Source organism: Pseudomonas sp. PvP027, from assembly GCF_017833005.1.
GTDB lineage: Bacteria > Pseudomonadota > Gammaproteobacteria > Pseudomonadales > Pseudomonadaceae > Aquipseudomonas > Aquipseudomonas congelans.
The window spans coordinates 5,380,669-5,399,293 of the sequence record NZ_JAFIBK010000001.1 but is presented as its reverse complement, the minus strand read 5'-3'; the positions used below and the strand labels follow the sequence as shown (position 1 = coordinate 5,399,293).

Below are 18,625 nucleotides of genomic sequence, written 5' to 3'. Positions count from 1 at the left end.
AATGCGTACTTCAGTCCGCGGCATTCTGCGTGCCCATCAGTCAGCGCTTTCGCTCGCCCATCGCTTGCTGGACCTGACCGTCATCGTGCTGATCGGGTACTGGCAAACCGGGCTGACGGTCACCGGCAGCACGGAAGCCTGGTCGCACATTTTCCTCGCGGTGCTGGTCTTTCACTGGGTCAGCGAGTATCACCAGCTGTATGGCTCATGGCGTGGCGAGCGCATCCTGCGCGAGCTGACCAAGGTCTTCAGTTACTGGGCGATGACCTTCATCACCCTGCTGTCGCTGAACAGCCTGCTGCTCAACCAGACGCAATTGCCCGATAACGGCCAGATGAGCTGGTTCGCGCTGGCACTCGCCGTGCTCTGCGGCTACCGGCTGCTGATCCGTCTGACCCTGCACACGTTGCGTCGGCGTGGCTTCAACACGCGTCGGGTGGCCATCGTCGGCACCGGCCAGGTCGGCGAGCGGCTGGCCCGGTCCATCGCCCTTGCGCCCTGGATGGGCCTGATCCTGCTCGGTTTTTACGACGGGCACCCGCAGCAGATGAATCTGCAGGCACACAAGCGCCGCCCGCCAGTACTGGGTGACCTGCAGCAGTTGATCGAAGATGCCCGCGCAGGCCGGATCGACAAGGTGTACATAACCCTCGCCTTCAGCGCCGAACCGCAACTGCGCGAGTTGATCAGCGGCCTGAGCGACACCACCGCCTCGGTATATCTGATTCCGGATGTGTTCATGTTCGACCTGCTGCATGCGCGCAGTGAAAGCATCAACGGCCTGGCCAGTATCAGCATTTTCGACTCGCCCATGGACGGTGCCTGGAGCCTGGCCAAACGTGCCGAAGACATCGTGCTGTCGAGCCTGATCCTGTTGCTGATCGCTGTGCCGCTGCTGACCATCGCGGCAGCCATCAAGCTCACCTCGGCCGGCCCGGTGCTGTTCCGCCAGCGCCGCTACGGGCTGGACGGCCGCTCGATCATGGTCTGGAAGTTCCGCAGCATGAGCGTCCAGGAAAACACCGACGTGGTGCTTCAGGCGACACGCAACGACCCGCGGGTAACGCCGCTCGGGCGCTTTTTGCGCCGGACGTCGCTGGATGAACTGCCGCAGTTTTTCAATGTGCTGCACGGCGACATGTCCATCGTCGGCCCACGCCCCCATGCCATTGCCCATAACGAGCAGTACCGCGGGCAGGTCAGCGGCTACATGTTGCGCCACAAGGTCAAGCCCGGCATCACCGGCTGGGCGCAGATCAACGGCTGGCGCGGCGAAACCGACACGCTGGACAAGATGCGCATGCGCGTCGAATTCGACCTGGAATACATCGAGCACTGGTCGCTCTGGCTGGACCTGAAAATCATTCTGCTGACGCTGCTCAAGGGGTTCGTCAACAAGAACGCCTTCTGATGCCGGCGCTGACCTGAGCACCCACCGAACACCCTCGGTACGCAACGAGAAAGGAGCAATGCCATGAAAGGAAAAACGTCATGAATCGAAGCTTTACTGCGTTACTGCTGGCCAGCCTGGCGCTGCAAGGCTGTGCGTTCGCGCCGGGGCAACATATGACACCGGATGACGTCACCCTCGACACGCCGGACGAACCCCGGGCACAGTTGATCGAAGTCACCCCGAAAACCCTGCAGCAACAGCAACTGCGCGCCACTGCAGAGGCCAAGGCCCTGCCCCAGGCGCTGCTGGACTACAGGACACCGGAATACGTGATCGGTGCTGGCGATACCTTGCTGGTTACCGTATTCGAACACCCGGAACTGACCGCGCCCGGCTCACAGGACCAGCTGGATGCCAACACCCGGGAAGTGCTCAACGACGGCACGCTCTACTTCCCCTATGTAGGCAGAATCCGCGCGAGTGGCAGAACGGTCAGCGAGGTTCGTGAGCAGTTGCGCATGGGCCTGGCGCCGCAGTACACCGAGGTCAAGGTCGACGTCAAAGTGCTGCGCTACAACAGCCAGCGAATACTGCTGTCCGGTTCCTTCAAGGTCCCCGGCCCGCAACCGATTACCAACATTCCGTTGAGCCTGGTGCAGGCGGTGAGTGTCGCCGGCGTCGACCTGACCGATGCCAACCTGGCCGGGCTGACCTTGCGCCGGGAGGGCAAGGATTACCTGATCGACATCGACTCGCTGAATCGCCGGGACTCGCAACTGAGCCGGATCTTCCTGAAGGACGGCGATTACCTGCACCTCAACAGCAATTCGCGAAACAAGATCTACGTGCTGGGCGAGGTCCGTAACCCTCAGGTGATCTCGTTCGGCACCACTCGCCTGACGCTGCTCGAGGCGTTGGGAAATTCCGGCGGACTCAGCCCGGACAGCGCAGACGGCGATGCGGTGTACGTCATACGCGGTGCGGAAAACTTTGCCCAGGCGCCCTCTACCGTCTACCACCTCAACGCCAAAAAGCCCACCGCTTACCTGCTGGCGGGGCAGTTCGAACTCAAGGCGCAGGATGTGGTGTTCGTCGGCCCGGCCGATATCACCCGCTGGAGCCGTTTCATCAGCCAGTTGCTCGGCTCGGCCAGTGTGATACAGACCGGTGCGGCCTTTCGCAACTGACCCAGACGGCGGTTCTCCAATCTCCCTGCACGCGGTTGTGCAGGGATTTTTTTTGCCCGTCGCACAACGCCAGACTGTTGCCAGAGCAACAGCTGTTCAACAGTTGACGGGTTTTGCATCAGCGCGACGATCCCGCTCTCGCGGCACGCAACACACGCAGAGCCAATGGCTGCGGGCCATAGCCAGACGCACAAGAAGGCTGGCACATAAGCTGCTTTGCAGATTTACGCTTATCGCAAGGACATCCCACATGCGCGTCGTTTCACTTTCAGGCAGTCCCTCCCCCAGATCCCGTTCCGGCGTTGTGCTGGCCCACGCCAGCCGCTGGCTGCAGAGTCACGGCGTTGAAGTCACCACATTGCGCATACGCGACTTCAATGCCGAGGACCTGCTTTTCGCCCGCTTCGACAGTCCGCAGGTACTGGAATTGATCGAAGCGGTCAGTCAGGCCGATGGCCTGCTGATCGGTACGCCGGTGTACAAGGCATCATTTTCAGGTGCACTGAAAACCCTGCTCGACTTGCTGCCCGAGCGCGCGCTGCATGGCAAAGTGGTCTTGCCACTGGCCACCGGCGGCAGTATCGCGCACATGCTGGCCGTGGATTACGCGCTCAAACCGGTGCTGTCGGCGCTCAAATCACAGGAAGTGCTGCACGGCATCTTCGCCATCGATACCCAAGTCAGCTACGACGACAACGAACAGGGCGGTACGCTGGACGAAATCCTCACCGAGCGTCTGCATGAAGGGCTGGAACATTTCCACCACGGTCTGCAACGCCGCTTGCAGGCGCGTCACAAGCAGGCTGGCGGGCATTTGCAACTGGCGTTGTAGAACCTTCAATGCTCGATGAACAGCGGATACAACGAGGCCACCAACAGCGCTGCCATCACGCCGTTGAAAATACTTAACCCGAGCGGATCGCGCAGAACGTTGCGCAGCAAGCTGCCAAAGCCTGCCCAGACGCCCACGCTGGGCAGGTTGATCAGCGCAAACACTGCCGAAATCACCACCACGTTGTAGAAGTAGCCCTGCATGGGGGTGTAAGTGCTGATCGCCCCGATCGCCATGATCCAGGCCTTGGGATTGACCCATTGAAAGAGCGCAGCGCTTATGAAACTCAGCGGCTTGCCCTGGCTGTCGACGTTGTCGGAGGCCGGCCCCGAGGTGGCGATTTTCCAGGCCAGGTAAAGCAGATAGGCAGCGCCCACGTAGCGCAGAATCGTGTAAAGAACCGGCCAGGCCTTGAACACACTGCCCAGACCGAAGCCGACGGCCAGCACCAGAACGAAAAAACCGACACTGATACCCAGCATGTGCGGCAGGGTGCGACTGAAACCGAAGTTCACGCCCGAGGCCAGCAGCATCATGTTGTTGGGGCCGGGAGTGATGGAAGTGACGAACGCGAAGAGTGTGAATGCCAGAAGCAAATCGAAAGAGAGAAACATGCTGCCTGTCCGGATCAGTGAGTCAGGTACTCACCCTATCGAAGGCGGTCAAGGAAACACACGGACAGTTGACGGCCAATTACAGCAGTACAGTTTTTACGGAAAGCCATGTTCAGACAGACTGTTAGCCTTGTGGCTGCTGACCCGTGATACCCAGGTCGACACTCGTTTCGCCTTTTTCATCGAAGTCCCGCGCCTGCTGGATCTGTGGGTCCGCCATCAATTGCGCCTTGCGTGCCTGATACTCATCAAACGACAGGCCGCGACGATTAAGGTCTTCAAGGGCCAGCTGATGGCTTTCTTCAGCGCTGAATGCCCGCTGCTCGACAGCGTGGTGAGTGGAGCAGCCGGAAACCAGTGCAACAGTAAATGTCAGGACAAGCGCAAGGGCGAGCATACGGTTCATCGGGGGCCTCCGGTCGGGCTTCATTTCAGGAATGAAGCAAGGTTACGCCCGCCCCCGACGCAGCAAAAATCATCCGCCGTGATAGTCGCTATCGACTGTTGCGAGCATTCTCGATCAACACTTCGCACAACGCATGGGCCGCCGCTGAAAGCTTGTGATCGGCGAGCATCATCAGCCCGATACGCCGTTCGATCAGCGGCTCTACCAGCGCAACACAGCAGGCCCCCAGTTCCTGCATCTGCCCGATGCACAGCGACGGCACCGCGCTGACGCCCAGGCCATTGGCAACCATGCGCCCGATGGTCGACAACTGATGGCTCTCGAACGCGACCGCCAGCTTGCCGTGGCGGGGCTCGATGGCCTGCTCCAGGAGCAAACGTACCGCCGACGGGCGTTGCAGGGCGATGAAGTCCTCACGCAGCAGTTCTTCCCAGGCGACCTCGCGCCGCTCGGCCAGCGGCGACTCACGGGGCACCACGGCGACGAAGCGATCCATATAGAACGGAGTAAACGAAAGGGCACTGTTCGACTCGGGCTCAAAGCCGATACCCAGTTCGACACGGCGATGGCGGACCATCTCCAGCACTTGCTCGTTGATCACGTCATGCACCGCCACATTGACGCGCGGGTAGCGCCCACGAAACACCTTCAAGGCCGCTGGCAGCAGATTGCCGGCGAACGACGGCATGGCGGCGACCGACACCCTCCCCATTTGCAGGGTAAAACGCTGACGCAGCAGTTCTTCGGTGTTGTCCCAGTCGGCCAGCAACTGGCGCGCCAGCGGCAACAGGGTTTCGCCTTCGGGCGTCAGACCCACATTGCGCGTGGTGCGCGTCAACAACTGTCCGCCAAGGTCTTCTTCCAGGCTTTTAATCGTCAGGCTCAAGGCCGGTTGCGAAACGTTCAGCCGCTCTCCGGCCTGAGCGAAGCTCAGGTACTGCGCTACGGCCAGAAAAGCGCGAAGCTGCTTCACGTTCATATATTTGCTTTTCTTATGAATTGATCAGAAAAACAAAATTAACAAATCAGTCCCGTCGAGAGAAGATGCAGGTCACCCGATCCTCCGGCAGTGCGACTGCCGGTCAACAACTATAAAAGGCGGATCATCATGGCTGGACTCGATAAACGAGTAGCGACCTACGAAGAAGCCCTCGCCGGGCTGACCGACGACATGACGGTACTCTGCGGCGGCTTCGGCCTGTGCGGCATCCCGGAAAACCTGATCGCGCAGATCAAGCGCATGGGCATCAAGGGCCTGACCGTGGTTTCCAATAACTGCGGCGTTGACGGCTTCGGACTCGGCATCCTGCTGGAAGACCGGCAGATCCGGAAAATGATTTCGTCCTATGTGGGCGAGAACGCCTTGTTCGAAAAACAGCTGCTCAGCGGCGAGCTGGAAGTCGAACTCACGCCACAAGGCACCCTGGCGGAAAAACTGCGCGCCGGTGGCGCGGGCATTCCCGCGTTCTATACCGCGACCGGTTACGGGACGCCGGTCGCCGAAGGCAAGGAAACCCGTCAGTTCAACGGCCGCAACGTGATTCTGGAAGAGGCCATTACCGGTGATTTCGCGCTGATCAAGGGCTGGAAAGCCGACCATTTCGGCAATGTCATCTATCGTCATACCGCACAGAACTTCAACCCGGTGGTGGCCACCGCCGGACGGATCACCGTGGTCGAGGTCGAGGAAATCGTCGAGCCCGGCGTGCTGCTGCCCACCCAGATCCACACCCCCGGCATCTACGTCGACCGGGTCATTCAGGGCACTTTCGAAAAACGCATCGAACAGCGCACCGTCAGAAAATCCTGATAGCGCAGCCTTGGTCCTACAACAACAAAGAGGCTTCAGACGATGGCACTTTCCCGCGAACAAATGGCTCAACGTGTCGCCCGTGAACTCAAGGACGGTTATTACGTAAACCTTGGCATTGGTATTCCGACCCTGGTGGCCAACTACGTGCCCGATGACATCGACGTCATGCTCCAGTCGGAAAACGGCCTGCTGGGCATGGGCGCCTTCCCGACCGAAGACACCATCGACGCGGACATGATCAATGCCGGCAAGCAGACGGTCACCGCACGCGTCGGCGCATCCATTTTCTCGTCGGCCGAATCCTTTGCGATGATCCGCGGCGGCCATGTCGACCTGACGGTGCTTGGCGCTTTCGAGGTGGATATCGAAGGCAACATCGCTTCGTGGATGATCCCCGGCAAGCTGGTAAAAGGCATGGGGGGCGCGATGGACCTGGTGGCGGGTGCCGACAATATCATCGTCACCATGACCCATGCGTCGAAGGACGGCGAATCCAAACTGCTCACCCGTTGCAGCCTGCCGCTGACCGGTGCGGGCTGCATCCGCAAGGTGCTGACTGACCTGGCGTACCTGAAAATCGAAAACGGCGCATTCATCCTCCGCGAACGCGCGCCGGGGGTCAGCGTGGAAGAAATCGTGGCCAAAACAGCAGGCAGGCTGATCGTGCCGGACGACGTCATCGAGATGAGTTTCTGAGCGCAGGCATCTTTGACGCGCCTCTCGTTGCCACACGCTCGTGTGGCCTGCACAACCGTATGACGCAGAGCGTCAAGAAATGCATAGCCAGCCCCCATCGTTCCCACGCTCCAGCGTGGGAACGCCGTTCTGGACGCTCTGCGTCCGCAATAGTCGGCTGTTCAAGTAACTCCCCGATAATAATTACAAAAAGAGGTGCCCCAGATGGCCGCCAACATAGAAGAAAGCCGCTCCGCCCGATTTGCCTTGCGCTGTGCCGCGTGGGCTGAACGCTGGTTTCCTGATTCATGGGTATTTGCCGCACTGGCGGTGGTCATCGTCACGCTGGCGACGCTGGCCATCGGCGCACGTCCGGCCGAGGCTGCCAAGGCGTTCGGTGACGGATTCTGGAGCCTGATTCCGTTCACCATGCAGATGGCCTTCGTGGTCATCGGCGGTTACGTGGTCGCCAGCTCACCGCCTGCGGTGCGCCTGATCGACCGCCTGGCCCGGGTGCCGCGCAACGGCCGTTCGGCAGTCGCCTGGGTGGCGCTGATTTCCATGCTCGCTTCGCTGCTCAACTGGGGCCTGTCGCTGGTGTTCGGCGGCCTGCTGGTGCGTGCCCTCGCACGCCGCACCGACCTGCGCATGGATTACCGTGCAGCGGGCGCGGCAGCCTATCTGGGCCTGGGTGCGGTCTGGGCGCTGGGGCTGTCGTCTTCGGCCGCGCAACTGCAGGCCAACCCGGCCAGTCTGCAGCCGTCGATCCTGGCGATTACCGGCGTGATCCCGTTCACCGAAACCATCTTTCTCTGGCAATCCGGGGTCATGCTCGCCGCGCTGGTGGTCATCTCACTGATCGTTGCCTACGCCACCGCGCCGGGTCCGAACAGCGCCCGCGATGCCAAAGCCTGCGGTGTCGATCCGGCCTTCAATCTGCCGCCACTGCCGCCCCGCACACGGCCTGGTGAATGGCTGGAATACAGCCCGCTGCTGATCATCCTGATGGTGCTGCTGGGGGTTGGCTGGCTGTTCAACGAGTTCTCGAACAAACCGGCGATCACCGCCATTTCCGGGCTCAACACCTACAACTTCCTGTTCATCATGCTCGGCGCCCTGCTGCACTGGCGACCGCGCAGTTTTCTAGACGCCGTCGCTCGGGCGGTGCCCACCACCACTGGCGTGCTGATTCAATTCCCTCTGTACGGTTCGATCGCCGCGCTACTGACCACGGTGAAGGGCGGCGACGCGCAAACCCTGGCGCACTACATCTCGACGTTCTTCACCAGCATTGCCTCCCACGACACTTACGCGATTCTGATGGGGGTCTATTCGGCCATATTGGGCTTTTTCATTCCGTCAGGCGGTGGCAAGTGGATCATCGAAGCGCCCTACGTGATGCAAGTCGCCAACGACCTGCAGTACCACCTCGGCTGGGCGGTACAGATCTACAACGCAGCCGAAGCCTTGCCCAACCTGATAAACCCGTTCTACATGCTACCGCTGCTGGGTGTACTGGGCCTGAAGGCGCGTGACCTGATCGGCTTCTCGTTCGTGCAGCTGCTGGTCCACACGCCGCTGGTGCTGTTTCTGCTCTGGGCACTGGGCACCACGCTGGCTTATGTACCACCGGTAATGCCCTGAAGGGCTACGCATTGAATGCGTAGTCACGCTCGACCCGGCAGATTCGCGTGGTAAACGCTTGATACCAGCACGAACGCCCCTGCTCGCGGACCTCGGCGTGATCGGCCTGCTGTTTCCAGGCGAGGATCGCGGCTTCGTCAGTCCAGTAGGACACGGTGATGCCCAGGCCGTCTTCGCCACGCGCCGACTCCACGCCCAGAAAGCCGGGCTGTTGTCGGGCCAGGCCGACCATGCGCTGCGCCGCCTCTGCATACGCCTGATCATCGTCAGGCGTGCGCAGCGAAGTGAACACCACGGCAAAGTAAGGCTTGGTAAACCGGGCGGCCATCATGCCGGCTTGCTCAGGCAGGCACGGACCAACGCGGCCACCACAGGAGGCGTTTGACCCTGCAGCGCAGCGCGCTCCGGCTGGAACAGTGTGGCGACATAAAACGGGTGCCCCTGCAACTCCATACAGCGCACTTCGCCCTCGGAACCGCGCCCGCTGACCTTCAGATGCTCGCCGAACAGCGACGATTCCAGCTCGCGGCGCAGGCCGTAGCGGCAGTGGTAGCGCTCTTCGATATCGAGCCTGCCATAGGCTTGGGCAATCAGCGTGTCGGGTTGCAACTGGATCGCTGCCACCGACTCGACCAGTGAGCAACTGAGCGGCTCGATGATTACGTTCGCTGCGTCCGGCGCCGTTTCGCCATGTTCGGCGTCTGCCCAGCCCAACTGGTTGCGTGCGTACTCGACCAACGCGTGCTGAAAGCCCCCGCAGGTCCCCAGAAACGGCACCCGATGCTCGCGAGCGAAACGAATGGCCGTCAACGCGCCCTGCATGTCCAGATACGGACTGGCCGGCACGCACCACAGGCCGTCGAATCCGGCAAGTTGCGCACCGCTGCCGATCAGCGGCGTCGGCAACCATTCGAAGCCGACCGATACGTGATTGGCCTCCGCCGCCCTTTGCAAGGCCAATGGAATGGCCTGATGCGCGGGGACATCCGCATTGAAGTCCCCTACCAGACCGATCCGTATCCCGTTGCGCGTGTTATCTGCTTTGCCCATGTCCTGCTCCCTGTTTGATGTCGTACAGCCCGGGCGGACTATAAACAGGCAGCAAAATCAGCAGAATGGGCGTTACAGCAATGCCTCGCATGCAACGCTGCACGGTTGCTCATTCAGTCACAGGCGTCAGCACCGGTTGCCCGGCAAAAAACGCCAGCAGGTTATCGTTGACCATTTGCACACTGTCTCTCGAGGCCTCGGGGGACAGACCTGCCACGTGCGGTGTCAGCACCACATTGCCGAGGGTCTTGAACACGTCCGGCACCGTTGGTTCATCGTCGAACACGTCCAGCGCGGCTCCGGCAATCTGCTGATTCTGCAGTGCACTGACCAACGCCTGGGTATCCACCACGCTGGCGCGGGCAATGTTGACCAGAAACCCCTCAGGGCCCAGCGCTTCAAGCACCCCAGCGTCGATCAGGTGCTGCGTGCCGCTGCCACCGGGCGTGGCGATGACCAGAAAATCCGACGCGGCCGCCAGGGCCTGCGCCGTCGCATGCCAGGTGTAATCGCAGTCGCTGCGCGGTTTGCGGTTGTGGTAACCGATGGCGATGTCGAAGGCGGCAGCACGCCTGGCAATCGCCAGCCCCACTGCCCCCAGCCCGACGATCCCCAAGCGCTTGCCTGCCAGTGACGGGCGTACCACCTTGCGCCATTCGCTGCGTCGCACCGACGCATCGACCTGCGGAATGTCGCGTACCAACGACAGCAGCAACGCCATCGTATGATCGGCCACGGTGGCGGCGTTGACGCCGGCACCATTGGTCACGACGATGCCCCGCGCCTGCGCGGCAGGCAGGTCGACCTTCTCGTAACCGGCGCCGCTTACGCAAATGATGCGCAGCTGCGGCAGTGCATCCATTTCCTCGGCGAAAAATCCCAGCGGCCCGCGGGTCACCACTGCGTTGATGCTCTGCCCGTGCGTAGCAATCGCCTCGGCGCGCAGTTCGGCCGTCGGGGCGCGAATCAACTGATAACCGCTGCTTTCAAGAATCGGCAAATACGTGTCCAGGTTTTCGACCAGCACCAATACCGTTGTCATGCGCGCTCCCGCTCGATCAGCAAAACGCTGACCTTAACGCGACTCGACGCGCTTGTGCAGGGCTGCTGACGCTGGAACTGAAAAAAGCCTTCCCGAACGCGCCGGGCATTCATAAAGTGGACGCATTTTCCGGACAGACTAACCAGCAAGCAGACCTGGCAATCAGCAGAGTGCGCTATCGTCGCGCGCAGCGGCGCGAGCAGTGCCGCTATGAGCTGGCGCGCAGGCTGCCCATAAAACAGGCTTTCTCAAAAACAAGGAAACACCCGCCCATGCAAGGATTTCCCACCACCCTGTTGAAAAAGACCCTTTTGGCTGCGGCTGTCATGTCAGGCCTGATGCTGTCGTCAGGCATGGCAGCGGCGGCGGACGCCCCAGGCAAGGTGCTGAGCGAGAAATACGGCCTGCCCTGGCCGGCCGTGATCGCCCATCGTGGTGCTTCGTTCGACGCGCCGGAAGAGACCATCCCGGCCTACACCCTGGCGCGCGATCTGGGCGCGGACTACCTGGAAATGGACATCCAGCGGACCAAGGACGGCGTGCTGATAGCACTGCACGATGACGTGCTTGAACGCACGACCAACATCGCACAAGTGTTCCCGGCACGGGTGAAAGACCCGGTCAGCACGTTCACCCTGGCGGAGCTCAAGCAACTGGACGCCGGTTCGTGGTTCAACAAGGCTTACCCGGACAGGGCCCGCGACAGTTACAACGGGTTGCAGATCCTGACGCTGGATGAGGTCATCGACATCGCCGAGGGCGGCGCGAACAAGCCGGGGCTGTACATCGAGACCAAGGTGCCGAACAAGTTTCCCGGTGTCGAAGCCGACCTGAAAAAACTACTGGCCAAACGCGGCTGGCTCGACCAGCGCCCTGCGGCAGCGGCCGGCCATGTCAACGTCGCGCACATGCCGGGACGCGTGGTCCTGCAGACGTTCGAGAAGCAAAGCCTGGAACTGCTGCAGAAAGAAATGCCGAAAGTGCCCAAGGTCATGCTGTTGTGGATTGGCGAAGGCTCGATAGAGCCCAAGTCCAGCGTCGCGTTCAAGGACTCCGGGGCCAAGGACAAGGCCAGCTATTACGCGACACAGGAAGTCAAATCACCGCAGGAGTTCGAGCAGTGGATTGACTGGGCCAAGGCCCACGGCGCCATCGGCACCGGCCCTTCGTCGCAACTGGCCAAGGGTGGCGACCAGAGCTACATGGACCTGGTCAAACCCTGGATGAACAACCTGACCCACGAGAAAGGCATGGTGATCCACCCGTACACGGTGGACGACGCAGAGGACTTCAAGCGGATCAGTCATGATGGCGCGGACGGCTTCTTCACCAACCGCACCGCCGAACTGTTGAAGTTCTACGAGCGGCCAGCGAAAGAAAGCATTGAAACGATTCTGAAGCGTAACGGCTACTGATCCAGCGGCTGGCCGCATCCTGCGATGCGGCCAGTCAATCAGAAGTCGATAGTGCCCGACAGCTTGAGGGTGCGCGGCTCGCCCTGAGTCAGGTAACCGCCATTGGCTGATGCCCAGTAATCCTTGTTCATCAGGTTCTCGACATTGGCACGCAGGGTCACGTCCTTCTGCGCAACGTTGAAGGTATAGCGTGCGCCCAGGTCGAAGCGATTCCAGGTCGGGATGCTCTGGTTGTTGGCAGCATCGACATATTGCCCACCGGTGCGCAGCATGCGCGCATTGATGGCCGCACCTTCGATCCCGGGGATATCCCAATCGGCACCCGCGTTGAACTGGAAGGTCGGCACACCCACGGCGCGATTGCCGTCGTTGCTGCCGCCGGACGTGCCGCTCACCTCGGTATCCATCAGGGTCAGACCGGCCAGCAGACGCAGGCCGCTGACAGGCTCGCCAAACACGTTCATCTCCACGCCGCGGTTGCGCTGTTGACCATCACGAACATAACGCGACTCGGTGCCTTCCAGAACCTGGTAGCCGTCAGCCGGTTGCTCGATGCGGTACACGCCCAGGCTCGCGCCGAACGTGCCCATGTCCAGCTTGACGCCCGCCTCCACCTGTTTCGAACGCGACGGCGCAAAAACTTCGCCAGGGTTGATGGTGACTGTATCCGGAGCCGTTGGACCTTGCGCCAGACCTTCGATGCGGTTGGCGTAGAACGACACATATTGCCAAGGCTTGAATACCACCCCGTAGACCGGCGTGGTGATGGCTTCGTCGTACAGTGCATTGCGCGGGCCGCTGCCGTATTCATACCCCTGAACGCGCAGTTGCTGGCGACGCAGGCCTGCGGTCAGCAACAGACGATCATCGAAAAAGCCCAATGTGTCGGAGAACGCGACGCTGCGCATGCGGCTCTTGCCGACAATGCCGGGATCATTCAGATCGCCTGCGGTGAAACTGTCGAGTGCCGGACGCTCCTGGGAAACAGGGTCGTAAAGGTTGTTGCTGGAGGTGCCGCCGAACAGATACGCACTGCGCTGTTCGGTCCAGATACCGGACAGGCCGACGTTGACCTTGTGACTGACCGCACCGGTCTGTAGCTTGCCGTTGATGCCGGCCATGGCGGTCTTGTTGTCTTCGTCGTGCGGGATAAAGGACGGTGCGGCCGTGGTGTTGCCTGCGGCATCGTGGACGGTTGGCGAGCCGTATATGCCGACCTCGCGGGTGTGCTTGGCGCCCACTGCGGCGTACAGCGTCCAGTCTTCGTTGAGGTCGTACTCGGCGCGGCTCATACCGAAGGTGTCTTCGGTTTCCGTCCAGGTCCAGTTCGGCGCGTAATTGGTGTCCGAGTCCGGGGCATGCGGCACGCTGGTCAGGGCGCTGTCGACAAACACCGTGTTGCGGCTCTGGTTGATGCGCTGCTTCTGGTAGGCAAAATCGCCGGACAGACGGAAGTTGTCACCTCGGTAATCAAGCCCCAGCGCGAACAGCTTGCTGCGATGCTCTTCGTCCTCGACACCCGTCTCGCCTTCGCGCTGCGACAGGTTGAGACGCGCGCCGAAGCGATTGCCTTCGCCAAAGCGCTGCCCCAGATCGAGATGCTCGCCGATCCGACCGTCGGTGCTGATGTCGGTGGTAAAACGACGCGTCGGTGTGTCCTGCGCGCGCTTGGGCTGCAGGTTCACGCCGCCGCCAATCCCGGAACCGGTCGGGGTCACACCGTTGATAAAGGCGTTGGGGCCCTTGAACACTTCAACGCGCTCCAGCGCATCGGTCGATATGATCTGGCGTGGCAGTACGCCGTAAAGGCCGTTGTAGGAAATATCATCGGTGGTCAGCTTGAGGCCACGAATGACGAAGATATGCGAAGCGTTGGCATAACCACTCGACTGACGCACCGATGCATCGTTGAGCAGTACGTCGCCGACGGTTTCGGCCTGCTGGTCCTCGATCAGCTGTTCGGTGTAACTGGTCATGGTGAACGGCACGTCCATGATGTCGGCATTGCCCAGAACGCCCAGTTGCCCGCCGCGCGCCACCTGCCCACCGGCATAGACCGGCGGCAGCGCATGCGGGTCGGCCTTGTCGGCACTGATGTCGGTCTCGCCCAGCACCACAGGGCCGTCCTGCCGGGTAGCAGCCTCTGCAGCGGCCCAGGCCGGAGATCCAATGGAACAGCAAAACGCGAGCAACGTAAGGCGCATCGGGAACGATGGGGAGTTCATCAATAGGTCCTGAAGACAAGTTGAACGAGATCGGAAGCAACCGTCCTGGACATCACCGATCGGGGGATGCGAAATGATATCAGATGTTACTGGTAATGCTTATCATTTGTTTACGCATGAAAAGTGATAACCGCGCAACGCCAAACGCGTCGTTCCCGCGCTGCAGCGTGAGCAATCAGCGCGCATGGCGGCCCGTAGCGTTCCGCAATGCCTTGAAACAGGTTGGCGACAGCCACAGAAGGCCGACTGTCGTGTAAGCTCACAGGCTATTGGTTTTCCCATCGAGAGGCCTATGCAGTCCACTTTCCGACGCTCGACCCTGGCAGCACTTCGCGGTTTTGCCGTGCAGAGCGATGCAATCTCCATTGTTCCTTCTGCCGCCGACTATCGACGCTGCCTGCTGGAAAGGATCGCCTCGGCCACCCGGCGCATCTATATCATTGCGCTGTACCTGCAACAGGATGAAGCCGGCCAGGAGATTCTCGACGCGCTGTACGCCGCCAAATCCGCGAGGCCGGAGCTGGATGTGGTGGTACTGGTCGACTGGTTCCGCGCGCAGCGCGGGCTGATCGGTGCCGGACGCCAGCCCGGCAACTCGACGTGGTATCAGGCGCAGAACCTCGAATACGATGAAGAAGTTCCGATCTACGGCGTGCCGGTGCAGACCCGAGAACTGTTCGGCGTGCTGCACCTCAAGGGCAGTGTGATCGACGACTGTGTGATCTACAGCGGCGCAAGCATCAACAACGTCTACCTGCACAAGCTCGACAAATATCGTCTGGACCGTTATCACCTGATCGAAAGCGCAGCACTGGCCGACGCCTTCCAGAATCTGGTGCAGCAAGAAATACTCTCCTCGCCGGCCGTGCACCGCCTCGATCTGCAATCGCCGCCCAGCTCACGCAGTTTGCGCAGCGAGATCCGCGCGTTTCGCGGCGACCTGAAACGCGCCGCCTACGACACCTCGGCGGGCGAAAAGGAAAACGGCGAAATGCGCGTCATTCCGCTGCTGGGCGTCGGACCGCGCAACAGTCTCAACCGCGCCATTTGTGACCTGATCGCGTCGAGCAAGATCCAGCTGACCATCTGCACGCCATACTTCAACCTGCCGGTCGCCGTCACCCGCGAGATCAATCGGGCGCTCAAGCGCGGCGTGCAGGTCGATATCATCATTGGCGACAAGACCGCCAACGACTTCTTCATCGATCCGGATGAGCCTTTCAAGGTGATCTCCGCCCTGCCCTATCTCTATGAGATCAGCCTGCGACGCTTTGCCCACAAGCATCAGAAGGCAATCGCCCAGCACCGCCTCAATGTGCATCTGTGGAAACACGGTGATAACACCTTCCACCTCAAGGGTATCTGGGTCGACCAGCGCTATACCCTGCTGACCGGCAACAACCTGAACCCGCGCGCCTTCAATCTGGACCTGGAAAACGCCTTGCTGATCGACGATCCGAAGGGCCAGTGGAGCGAGCCACGGGAAGCGGAAATCGCTCATTTGATGCGCAACACACAGCGCGTCAACCAGTACGACGAACTCGACACTCTGGCCAACTACCCGGAAGGCGTGCGCAAGTTTCTCAAGCGTGTCAGCCGCGTCCGGGTCGAGCGTCTGTTGTACCGGATTCTCTAAGCACTCAGCGTGCGGCCGGCATGTCGGTTATTGCCAGGCGTGCCGGCCACGCATCCCTTTGCAAACCCCGGACAGCGACCTCGCCTCAAGGCCGCTTCGCGCCCAGTTGTTTCCACATCTTCTGCGTGATTTTGCGCCGGTTGCTGTAGCCGGCCCACGGGTCGTCCTTGAGCCGCTTCAAACGCTGTTCAAGGTTGGTGATGTCCCACTGTGCCGAAGACTTAAGACCCGCCAGTTCATCCAGCGCGATCGGCACCGAGACCGGCAACCCTGGCCGGGCGCGTACTGAATAGGCGGTCACGGTGCTGCCGCCGCGGCTGTTGCGCAGGTAATCGATGAAGATTTTTCCGACGCGGTTTTTCGGTCCCATGGTGGCGGTGAAGCGCTCCGGCAACTGACGGCTGGCAAACTCGGCGATGGCCTTGGCGAACGCCTTCACGGTGTCCCAGTCTGCATGCCGCGCCAAGGGCACGATGATGTGCATGCCCTTGCCGCCGCTGGTCTTGAGGAACGCCTCCAGACCCAGCTCTTCCAGCACAGCGAGCACCATTTGCGTGGCCTCGATCATGCTGCGCCAGGGCAGTGCCGGATCGGGATCAAGGTCCAGCACGAAATGGTCCGGCGTTTCGATCCTGTCACGCGTCGCCCCCCAGGTATGCAGCTCGATGGCGCCCATTTGCGCAGCACCGACCAGTGCCGACACCGAATCTATTTCCATCAGCGCGGCGTGCCCCGGGTCCAGCGCACGATCCAGTTGCCTGATGTGCGGGATCGCCAGGTGCTCGGCATGCTTCTGGAAAAACTGCTCACCGTCGATGCCCTCCGGACAGCGCAGCAGGGCCACGGGACGCTTGCTCAGGTAGGGCAGAATCCAGTCGGCGATGGACTGGTAAAACTGCGCAAGTTCGATCTTGCGGGTGCCGGTCTTGCTGTCGATGACGCGGTCCGGATGACTGATCCCGGTGCCCGCCACATCAACTTTTCCCTGCGCGGCCTTTTTGCGCGCCTTGGGCGCTGCCGTTGCGGCTGGAGTCTGGCTGGCCGCCTTGGCAGGCTGAGCGTCTTCACGCACCACGTCCTTGGCGGGCTTGTCGCTGCGCAGTCCGACAAAGGCGGCCTGGCGGACGATACCTTCGCGGGTCCACTGGGCGAACTCGGCTTCGCAGACCAGTTGCGGCTTCACCCACTGCACGCCACGGGCCTGGGACGCGGTGAGCTTTCTGGCCAGCGGTGAATCCTTGCACTGCAATTTCTTCAGCTGTTTATGCAATTGCTCAAGGCTCACTTCAGTGAACCCCGTGCCGACCCGCCCGGAGTAGACCAACCCGTCCTCACCGGCATTGACCGCAAGCAACAGGGCCCCGAACGCCGAACGGCTGCCCTGCGGCGCCGTGTAGCCGACGACCACGAATTCCTGCCGCAAGCGGCATTTGAGCTTGATCCAGTCGGCATTGCGCTTGCTGACATACGCGCTGCCGGCACGCTTGCCGATGACCCCTTCCAGACCCATTGCCGCCGCACTCGCGACAATGTCCTGATGGCCCGCCTGAAAGGCATCCGAATAACGCAACAGGCGACTTTTCTGCGCGTCGAGGACTTGCTGCAAGGCGTCACGACGCTGCTCAAGCGGCACTTCACGCAGGTCTTCCGCGCTCAGAAACGGCATGTCGAACAGGTAATACAGAATGTCCTTGCTGTTCCCCGCGTCAAAGGCATTCTGCAGCCCCTGGAAATCGGGCAGCCCCCGCTCGTCGAGAACCACCACTTCGCCATCGAACCAACTGTCGCGCAGCTTCATGCCCTTTAGCGCCTTGACCAGCTCCGGCAGTCGCTCGGTCCAGTCATGCCCGTTGCGGGTGAACAGACGCACATCGTCACCCTGAATACGGGTCAGCATGCGATAGCCATCGAATTTGATTTCGTACAGCCAGTCACCGGCTGGCGGCGCGTCTACCAGCGTTGCCAGTTGCGGCGAAAGCGTGTCCGGGAAAGCCGATTTCGCTTTCCTGCGCGTCGGCTTTGCAGCTGCCTTCGCCGCCTTTGATGCAGCAGGTGTCGCGGCCCTGGCTTTGCCGCTTGCAGCACTGGCCGCAGACTTTTTCGGAGTGCTGCGATGCTTGCCCACATGAGCACCACTGATCACGCTTTGCGGCTGCTCATGGGTAATGTCGTACTCCGCAGCAGGTCGCGCGATGTCATCCTTTTCCTTGATCAGCAGCCACTGTTCCTTGCTGCCGCTGCCCTTGAGCCGGGTCCGCACCAGCGCCCAGTCGCCGCTGAGCTTCTCGCCGACCAGGGTGAACTTGAGTTTGCCGTCCTCGTAGGTCTTTTGCGGATCACCATGCGGTTGCCAGACACCCCGGTCCCAGACAATCACATCACCGCCGCCGTATTGCCCCTGCGGGATACTCCCCTCGAAGTCGGCATAGTCCAGCGGATGGTCTTCGACATGCACTGCCAGACGCTTTTGCGTGGGGTCCAGGCTCGGGCCCTTGGGCACGGCCCAGCTCTTCAGCGTGCCATCCAGCTCCAGTCGGAAGTCGTAGTGCAGGTTACGCGCGTCATGCTTCTGGATCACGAAACCGAGCGCACCGGGCTGCGATTTGCCTTTGCCCTTGCGTTTGCTTTCCGCAGGCTCGGAGGTGATGTCGAAATTGCGCTTGCGGGTGTACTCACTGGCGGGCTTGGCCATC

16 protein-coding genes are annotated in these 18,625 nt (G+C 61.2%); 8 read left to right on the top strand and 8 right to left on the bottom strand.

Annotated elements, in window-relative coordinates; genetic code table 11:
- Position 1 precedes the first annotated feature (1 nt).
- The 3 genes from JOE33_RS23540 to ssuE all read left to right on the top strand — a co-directional run bounded on the left by JOE33_RS23540 (position 2) and on the right by ssuE (position 3,412).
- Entirely contained in the window at positions 2 to 1,411 is a 1,410-nt protein-coding gene (locus JOE33_RS23540) for an undecaprenyl-phosphate glucose phosphotransferase (RefSeq protein WP_187625384.1), read from the top strand.
- A gap of 80 nt (positions 1,412 to 1,491) precedes the next feature.
- Positions 1,492 to 2,580, top strand: coding sequence for a polysaccharide biosynthesis/export family protein (locus JOE33_RS23535; RefSeq protein ID WP_096103342.1), 1,089 nt, complete (start codon positions 1,492 to 1,494; stop codon positions 2,578 to 2,580).
- Between the two features lie 250 nt (positions 2,581 to 2,830).
- On the top strand, positions 2,831 to 3,412 hold the full coding sequence (gene ssuE, locus JOE33_RS23530; protein WP_010434956.1) for an NADPH-dependent FMN reductase: 582 nt from the start codon (positions 2,831 to 2,833) through the stop codon (positions 3,410 to 3,412).
- Between the two features lie 5 nt (positions 3,413 to 3,417).
- Here ssuE and JOE33_RS23525 read toward each other — a convergent pair whose 3' ends face one another.
- The 3 genes from JOE33_RS23525 to JOE33_RS23515 all read right to left on the bottom strand — a co-directional run bounded on the left by JOE33_RS23525 (position 3,418) and on the right by JOE33_RS23515 (position 5,411).
- On the bottom strand, positions 3,418 to 4,026 hold the full coding sequence (locus tag JOE33_RS23525) for a LysE family translocator (RefSeq protein WP_187625385.1): 609 nt from the start codon (positions 4,024 to 4,026) through the stop codon (positions 3,418 to 3,420).
- Positions 4,027 to 4,150: 124 nt separating this feature from the next.
- The gene (locus tag JOE33_RS23520) at positions 4,151 to 4,432 is read right to left on the bottom strand and encodes a lipoprotein (protein ID WP_032611540.1); all 282 of its coding nucleotides are present in this window, start codon (positions 4,430 to 4,432) and stop codon (positions 4,151 to 4,153) included.
- Positions 4,433 to 4,520: 88 nt separating this feature from the next.
- On the bottom strand, positions 4,521 to 5,411 hold the full coding sequence (locus tag JOE33_RS23515) for a LysR family transcriptional regulator (protein ID WP_187625386.1): 891 nt from the start codon (positions 5,409 to 5,411) through the stop codon (positions 4,521 to 4,523).
- A gap of 129 nt (positions 5,412 to 5,540) precedes the next feature.
- On the opposite strand from JOE33_RS23515, the gene JOE33_RS23510 reads away from it, so the two are divergent.
- From JOE33_RS23510 to JOE33_RS23500, 3 genes are all read left to right on the top strand, one after another.
- Positions 5,541 to 6,242 carry a CoA transferase subunit A gene (locus JOE33_RS23510; protein WP_003391701.1) on the top strand — a complete coding sequence of 234 codons (702 nt, stop codon included), beginning with the start codon at positions 5,541 to 5,543 and terminating at the stop codon, positions 6,240 to 6,242.
- Between the two features lie 42 nt (positions 6,243 to 6,284).
- The gene (locus JOE33_RS23505) at positions 6,285 to 6,941 is read left to right on the top strand and encodes a CoA transferase subunit B (RefSeq protein WP_096103339.1); all 657 of its coding nucleotides are present in this window, start codon (positions 6,285 to 6,287) and stop codon (positions 6,939 to 6,941) included.
- Positions 6,942 to 7,145: 204 nt separating this feature from the next.
- Positions 7,146 to 8,564: a TIGR00366 family protein gene (locus tag JOE33_RS23500; protein ID WP_187625387.1), complete on the top strand. Its 1,419-nt coding sequence runs from the start codon at positions 7,146 to 7,148 to the stop codon at positions 8,562 to 8,564.
- Positions 8,565 to 8,568: 4 nt separating this feature from the next.
- On the opposite strand, the gene JOE33_RS23495 is transcribed toward JOE33_RS23500, so the two are convergent.
- The 3 genes from JOE33_RS23495 to JOE33_RS23485 all read right to left on the bottom strand — a co-directional run bounded on the left by JOE33_RS23495 (position 8,569) and on the right by JOE33_RS23485 (position 10,656).
- Complete coding sequence (locus JOE33_RS23495) at positions 8,569 to 8,895, bottom strand: antibiotic biosynthesis monooxygenase (protein WP_010434967.1); 327 nt, start codon at positions 8,893 to 8,895, stop codon at positions 8,569 to 8,571.
- The gene (locus JOE33_RS23490) at positions 8,892 to 9,614 is read right to left on the bottom strand and encodes a CTP synthase (RefSeq protein ID WP_010434968.1); all 723 of its coding nucleotides are present in this window, start codon (positions 9,612 to 9,614) and stop codon (positions 8,892 to 8,894) included. Before JOE33_RS23490 ends, JOE33_RS23495 begins: the two co-directional genes overlap by 4 nt.
- A 109-nt stretch (positions 9,615 to 9,723) precedes the next feature.
- Positions 9,724 to 10,656, bottom strand: coding sequence for a 2-hydroxyacid dehydrogenase (locus JOE33_RS23485; RefSeq protein ID WP_187625388.1), 933 nt, complete (start codon positions 10,654 to 10,656; stop codon positions 9,724 to 9,726).
- 272 nt (positions 10,657 to 10,928) lie between these two features.
- On the opposite strand from JOE33_RS23485, the gene JOE33_RS23480 reads away from it, so the two are divergent.
- Positions 10,929 to 12,071 (top strand): glycerophosphodiester phosphodiesterase, encoded by a 1,143-nt coding sequence (locus JOE33_RS23480; protein WP_096138900.1) that lies wholly within the window; start codon positions 10,929 to 10,931, stop codon positions 12,069 to 12,071.
- 38 nt (positions 12,072 to 12,109) lie between these two features.
- Here JOE33_RS23480 and JOE33_RS23475 read toward each other — a convergent pair whose 3' ends face one another.
- The gene (locus tag JOE33_RS23475; RefSeq protein ID WP_054992588.1) at positions 12,110 to 14,296 is read right to left on the bottom strand and encodes a TonB-dependent receptor; all 2,187 of its coding nucleotides are present in this window, start codon (positions 14,294 to 14,296) and stop codon (positions 12,110 to 12,112) included.
- A gap of 292 nt (positions 14,297 to 14,588) precedes the next feature.
- Here JOE33_RS23475 and pssA point away from each other — a divergent pair, with 292 nt between their 5' ends.
- The gene (gene pssA, locus JOE33_RS23470) at positions 14,589 to 15,932 is read left to right on the top strand and encodes a CDP-diacylglycerol--serine O-phosphatidyltransferase (protein WP_010434972.1); all 1,344 of its coding nucleotides are present in this window, start codon (positions 14,589 to 14,591) and stop codon (positions 15,930 to 15,932) included.
- Between the two features lie 85 nt (positions 15,933 to 16,017).
- On the opposite strand, the gene ligD is transcribed toward pssA, so the two are convergent.
- Positions 16,018 to 18,624, bottom strand: a complete 2,607-nt coding sequence (gene ligD / locus JOE33_RS23465; protein WP_209924138.1) for a DNA ligase D — start codon at positions 18,622 to 18,624, stop codon at positions 16,018 to 16,020.
- Position 18,625: the final 1 nt, after the last annotated feature.